General features: G+C 68.6%; 6 protein-coding genes and 1 tRNA gene. 4 read left to right on the top strand and 3 right to left on the bottom strand.

The genetic code is table 11. From position 1 onward, the window contains the following. The first annotated feature begins 118 nt into the window (after window positions 1-118). The 4 genes from VGD32_RS06110 to VGD32_RS06125 all read left to right on the top strand — a co-directional run bounded on the left by VGD32_RS06110 (window position 119) and on the right by VGD32_RS06125 (window position 1,752). Complete coding sequence (locus tag VGD32_RS06110; protein WP_331031015.1) at window positions 119-592, top strand: TIGR02300 family protein; 474 nt, start codon at window positions 119-121, stop codon at window positions 590-592. Window positions 593-756: 164 nt separating this feature from the next. After that, window positions 757-832: transfer RNA gene (locus VGD32_RS06115), tRNA-Ala, on the top strand. Between the two features lie 155 nt (window positions 833-987). After that, window positions 988-1,407: an Hsp20 family protein gene (locus VGD32_RS06120; RefSeq protein ID WP_331031016.1), complete on the top strand. Its 420-nt coding sequence runs from the start codon at window positions 988-990 to the stop codon at window positions 1,405-1,407. Between the two features lie 87 nt (window positions 1,408-1,494). Beyond that, entirely contained in the window at window positions 1,495-1,752 is a 258-nt protein-coding gene (locus VGD32_RS06125) for a DUF1150 domain-containing protein (protein ID WP_331031017.1), read from the top strand. Window positions 1,753-1,917: 165 nt separating this feature from the next. On the opposite strand, the gene VGD32_RS06130 is transcribed toward VGD32_RS06125, so the two are convergent. The 3 genes from VGD32_RS06130 to rpoN all read right to left on the bottom strand — a co-directional run bounded on the left by VGD32_RS06130 (window position 1,918) and on the right by rpoN (window position 4,712). Next, window positions 1,918-2,385, bottom strand: coding sequence for a PTS sugar transporter subunit IIA (locus VGD32_RS06130; protein WP_331031018.1), 468 nt, complete (start codon window positions 2,383-2,385; stop codon window positions 1,918-1,920). Between the two features lie 78 nt (window positions 2,386-2,463). Beyond that, window positions 2,464-3,129: a ribosome hibernation-promoting factor, HPF/YfiA family gene (gene hpf / locus VGD32_RS06135; protein ID WP_331031019.1), complete on the bottom strand. Its 666-nt coding sequence runs from the start codon at window positions 3,127-3,129 to the stop codon at window positions 2,464-2,466. A 62-nt stretch (window positions 3,130-3,191) separates the two neighbouring features. After that, window positions 3,192-4,712, bottom strand: coding sequence for an RNA polymerase factor sigma-54 (rpoN, locus tag VGD32_RS06140; RefSeq protein WP_331031020.1), 1,521 nt, complete (start codon window positions 4,710-4,712; stop codon window positions 3,192-3,194). Window positions 4,713-5,686 lie beyond the last annotated feature (974 nt).

A 5,686-nucleotide genomic window follows, 5' to 3' on the forward strand; every position in this document is an offset into this window, starting at 1 on the left:
GGGGTCGTCACCCGGCGATCTCCGAAGCCTGCAGGCGGCGCGGAGATGGCTTTTGACAGCGGCCCTCAGGGGTGGCAAGGGACGCCCCCGAATTCCCCCCACCGAGAGAGGCGCCCCCGTGGCCAATCCCGAACTGGGCCAAAAGCAGGTCTGCCCGAACTGCCAGGCCAAATTCTACGACCTGGGCCGACGCCCGGCCCACTGCCCCAAATGCGCGACCGACTTCGACCCGGAAGAGGCGCTGAAGCTGCGCAACCGCCGCGGCCGCCCGGCCGGCTACGCCGCCGACGAGACGGCCGACGAGGACGCCGAGGATCAGGTCGACAAGAAGGTCGCCGATGACGAGGACGAGGAAGAGGCCGTCGCCACGCCGGAGATCGACGAGGAAGGCCACGAGCCGATCCTGACCCCGGACGACGACGACGACGCGCCGGTCGACCCGACCGAGGAGCCCGGCATGGGCGAAGCCGTCGAGGACGACGACGACGTGCTGGCCGAAGACGACGACGACGATTCCGTGCCCTTCATCGAGGACGAGGACGACGACGCCTTCGACGACGACATCGTCAAGCCGGGCAAGGACGAGGACTAGGGTTTTCGGCCCGTCCGGGGCCGCCGCGCGCGGTTCCGGACGAGGCGAAAATAAATGGCGGAACCGGGCTTGATCGCGATCAGACCCTGACATAGGTTCCGCCGCCTCGCCGGGGGGCGGTTTTCTCCCGGCGGTCCGACCGAAGGCCCCAGGCCTGAAGGTTCGGGGCTATAGCTCAGGTGGTAGAGCGCTTGAATGGCATTCAAGAGGTCAGCGGTTCGACTCCGCTTAGCTCCACCATCGAAGGCCCCGCGGGAGACCGCGGGGCCTTCGTCCCATCTGGCGCAGGGTCGTTGATCCGCGGACGCCGAATCCCCATGTGACAGTCGTCGGCCGACGCCTTGCCGATCCCGGGAGGCGCAGACGGCCTGAAGGCCTGCTTCGGGGGCGAGACGATGAATACGCGCACCATCCTGTTCGACAGCCCGTTCCTGCTGGGGTTCGACCATACCCGGGCCCTGATCGACCGCGCGGCGCGGGCGGCGGCGGACAGCTATCCGCCCTACAATGTCGAGCAGCTGGGCGAGCATTCGGTGCGCATCACCCTGGCCGTGGCGGGCTTCGGCCCCGACGACCTGGCGGTGACGCTGGAAGGGCGGCAGCTGACCATCGCCGGCAAGCGCGAGGACGCCGGCAAGGCGGAGCAGGCCTTCCTGCATCGCGGCATCGCCGGCCGCGGCTTCGTGCGCAGTTTCGTGCTCGCGGACGGGCTGGAGGTCGACGCGGCGCGGCTGGAGCACGGCCTCCTGCACGTCGAGCTGAGCCGGCCGGAAGACCTGCCGACGGTGCGGCGCATCCCCATCACGACGGCCTGATCGGGGCGTCGTTATTCCGGCCGCCGCTTTCGGGGCCGAACCACACGGCCCCTCGGGGCGTTAGTTGAGAACAAGGAGGCGGTCGCCATGACGCCGACGACGATGACCAAGGAAGATTTCAGGGGCCTGGGCGCCCCGGACCTGGTGTATGTGCGCGAGATCCGCGCCGCCGACGTCCTTGCGGATACGCCCATTCCCGAAGCCAGGGGTCTGGCCATCGATCCCGAGACGACGCTCTACGCCGTCCACGGCGCCGACGGCGAGCGGCTGGCCGTGATGATGGACCGCGAAACCGCCTTCGCGGCGGCCGTGGCCCACGAACTGGAGCCGGTTTCGGTCCACTAGCTTCCCGGTCCCCGTCATCCCCGGGCTTGACCCGAGGATCAGATGTGGGAGCGGGCTGTGCATGGGAGACGGCCCACCGACCGTCGGACAGCCGATCATCGACGCGGCGCCGGACGGTCTGGCCCTCGGATCAAGCCCGAGGGTGACGGTGTGGAACAGGCGGAGTCAGGCCGCGGTGGCGGGGGCCCGGTCCTTGACGAACAGAGCGTGGATGGCGTCGGGCGTGCGGGCCTGACGAAGGTGCTCGCGCATCTCCGACGAGCGCAGGGCGCGCGACACGGCCGCGAGGGCCCGCAGATGCTCCGCGCCGTCGCGCGGCGGGGCGAACAGGGCGAAGATCAGGTCGACCGGGCGATCGTCCACCGAGCCGTAGGCGACAGGGGTGTCCAGGCGCACGAACACGGCCGTGACCCGCTCGACGCCGTCGAGGCGGGCGTGCGGCACGGCCACGCCGGAGCCGAGACCGGTCGAGCCGAGGGCCTCGCGCTCGAGCAGGGCCTCCATGATCCGCGCCTCCGGCAGGCCGAGGGCCTGGGCGGCGGCTTCGGCCACGGTGTGCAGGGCCTGACGTTTCGACGACGCGCCGCTGCGCAGGACGACGCCGCCGTCCGCCAGCAAATCACCGATGTCCATTGAGGCTGTTCCCGACTCTACCCGATCATTCCCGATGGGCGGGCGCCGTGTAGACGACCCGCCTCGTTGTGGGAAGCACTATGACGCGACACCGTTTACCGAACCGTGTCCGTTGAGCGATTTGGTGGTTCGCTCGGGATCGATCCAGCCGACGTTGCCGTCGGGGCGGCGGTAGACCACGGACAGGCCGCCGTGCGCCGCATTGCGGAACACCACGACCGGATAGCCCGTCATGTCCAGCTCCAGGACCGCGCGGCCGACCGTGACCGTGCGGATCTCGGCCTCGGTCTCGGCGATGACCATGCCGACGGGCGGCGGCTCGCCGGGCGCGCCGGCCTCCCCGAAATCCTCATCCTCGACAGAGTCCGGGTCGCGCAGGACGATGCTGCGGGCCACCTCGCGGGCGGCGAGCTCGGTCTTCTCGGGCGAAAGCCCCTTGGGACCGATGTGATGATCCTTGAGCCGGCGCTTGTAGCGGCGCACCCGCTTCTCGAGCTTGTCGAGGCTTTCGGTGAAGGCCGAATGGGCGTCGCCGCCCAGACCCGAGGTGAACACCACCTGGCCCGAGGCGAGGCGGACCCAGCAGTCGACCTTGAAGCTGTGACCCTCCTTGGCGACGATCACCTCGGCGTCCTGGGCCCCTCGTTCGAAATATTTGCCGATCCCGTCCTGGAGTTCCTGGGAGATGCGCGAGCCTAACGCTTCGCCGACATCCACGTGCTTACCGCTGACCTGGATTTGCATGCCCATAGAACGCGACCGATGACGTTTGGTGTCAACGCCGATCACAGTTTTGTGGCGAGGCTTCAGCCCGTCCTAAGCATCCGCTTGCGCTCGACGGAAGACGGAATCCGCAGCGCTTCCCGGTACTTGGCGACGGTTCGGCGGGCGATGTCGATCCCGGCCTCATTAAGGATTTCGACGATCCGGTCGTCGGACAAAACGTCGCCGTCGCGCGCCTCGCCGTCGATCATCGCCTTGATGCGGTGGCGGACGGCCTCGGCCGAGTGGGTCGCGCCGCCGTCGGACGACTGGATCGCCGCCGTGAAGAAGAATTTCAGCTCGAACACGCCGCGCGGGGTCGAGACGTATTTGTTCGAGGTGACCCGGCTGACCGTCGATTCGTGCATGCCGATGGCGTCGGCGACGGTCTTCAGGTTGAGCGGCCGCAGGAACTCGACGCCGAAGGCGAGGAAGGCGTCCTGCTGGCGCACGATCTCGGAGGCGACCTTGAGAATGGTTTTCGCCCGTTGATCGAGCGACTTGACCAGCCAGCTGGCCTGGGCGGCGCATTCAGCGACGAAGGTCTTTTCCGCATCGGACCGCGCGCCGGCCGAAACGACGCCGTGATAGCGTTTGTCCATGATCAGGCGCGGCAGGGTGTCGGCGTTGAGCTCGACCTTCCAGCCGCCGGCCGGATCGGGGCGGACGTGGACGTCGGGGATGACGGTCTGGGCCGGTTCACCGCCGAAGCCCGCGCCGGGCCGCGGCGTCAGGGCCTTCAGCTCGGCGATCATCTCGGCCATGTCCTCGCCGTCGACGCCGCAGGCCTTCCTGAGAGCGGCGAGGTCGCGTTTGGCCAGCAGGTCGAGGTTATCGAGCAGGCACGCCATGGCCGGGTCGAAACGGTTGCGCTCGACCAGCTGCAGCTTCAGGCATTCGGGCACGGAGCGGGCCATGATCCCGGTGGGCTCGAAGCCGTGGCAGGTCGCCAGCACGGCCTCGACCCTCTCGAGGCCGACCCCGAGGCGATCGGCGACCTCGTCGAGTTCGCCGCGCAGATAGCCGCCCTCGTCGACCGCATCGATCAGGCTGAGGGCGATGGCGTGGTCGGCGGGGCTGAATCCGGCCTGGGAGGCCTGGGCCTGCAGATGCTCCCACAGGGTGGCGTCGCGCGTGTCGGGCCGTTCGCGGCCCTCGCCGTCGGGCAGGCCGCCGCCGGTTCCGGCGCGGGACCAGTCGTTGAGGCCGGGCTGGGCCTCGCCGGCGCCGACGTCCTCCATGCGGTCGGAGGTGCGCTCGCCGGGGCTGGCGTCGCCGTAGACGTCGTCGGAGCGGGCGTCGAGGGTGCGGTCGGAATCCTGGGCGTGGCCCTCGTCGAAGGTCAGTTCGGCGCCGTCGCGGCTTTCCACCGCCTCGGCCGGGGCGTCGCTTTCGCCGCCGGGATCGGCGTCCTCGCGCTGGAGCAGGGGGTTCTTCTCGAGTTCGGCCTCGACGAAGGCGTCCAGCTCGATGTTCGACAGCTGCAGCAGCTTGATCGCCTGCTGCAGCTGGGGCGTGATGACCAGCCCCTGCCCCTGCCGTATCTCCAGCCTTTGTCCGAGCACCGTCCGCAGCCCCCTGCCGGACCAAGTGGCCCGAAACTTGCTGGCGGCCACTGTGTGGCCGGAACGGTTAACGGGGTCTAAGCGGGGGCGGCGGGCCGACGCCCCCGGGGTCCGCTACGGGTGGAAACGGGACATCACTAATCTATGGTCGCTCCCATGAAGCGCCCCATTCCTTTCCTCCTTCTCGTGACGGTGGCTTTGTCCGGATGCGCACACTGGGCCCGTTCAGAAGTTCGCATAGCTCCTCCCGATGAGGAGCTTGCGGAGAAACTTTACGCGGCGATCTGGCACGATCTTCAGTCGAATGCCTTGATCGGAAATGGCAACGAACTCGCGGCGCAGTGGGCCAACGCCGGCAATGAAGAAGGCGAAGCTCCTCTACTGCACGTCCAAGACCTTCTGTGCAGTGGTGGAGAGATTTGGCGGCATTGTCGGTTTGGCCTGCTCCGAGAAGGCGGTATCGCCCCCTATCTGGGCCAACCAGTGCCTGACAAGCTGACATGCAGCGCGAGGTTTCATCACTCCGACCACAGGTGGTCCATTCCCCGACTTCCGCCGGGCCCGAGGGGCGGCCACAGCCGCATCACCATCAGATGCCAGCCCGTGACCTGAGAAACCGCCTTGGGGCAGGAGCGGCTGACTGCCTCCACCTGAAAGAGGCGCCCTATCGCCCCTCCCCGTCATCCTTGGGCTTGACCCGAGGATCGGACCGCCCGGTGCTGCGTCGAGCGTTGCACGGGCGAGGGCACGGGGCCGTCACCGGCGCACAGTCCGCCTCCCGCCTCTGATCCTCGGGTCAAGCCCGAGGATGACGGCGGTTGGATGGAGGCGAAGCGGCGTCCTTTACTCCGGTGCGCTGATCAGCAAGCTTCGGGGCCGCTACGAGAGAGTGTCCCCCATGCGCCTGATCCTGACCGCCCTGCTCTGCCTGGCCCTGCCGGGCGCCGTCCTGGCCCAGGCCACACCCGCCGAAC

The sequence above is a fragment of the Brevundimonas sp. genome (assembly GCF_036402095.1).
GTDB lineage: Bacteria > Pseudomonadota > Alphaproteobacteria > Caulobacterales > Caulobacteraceae > Brevundimonas.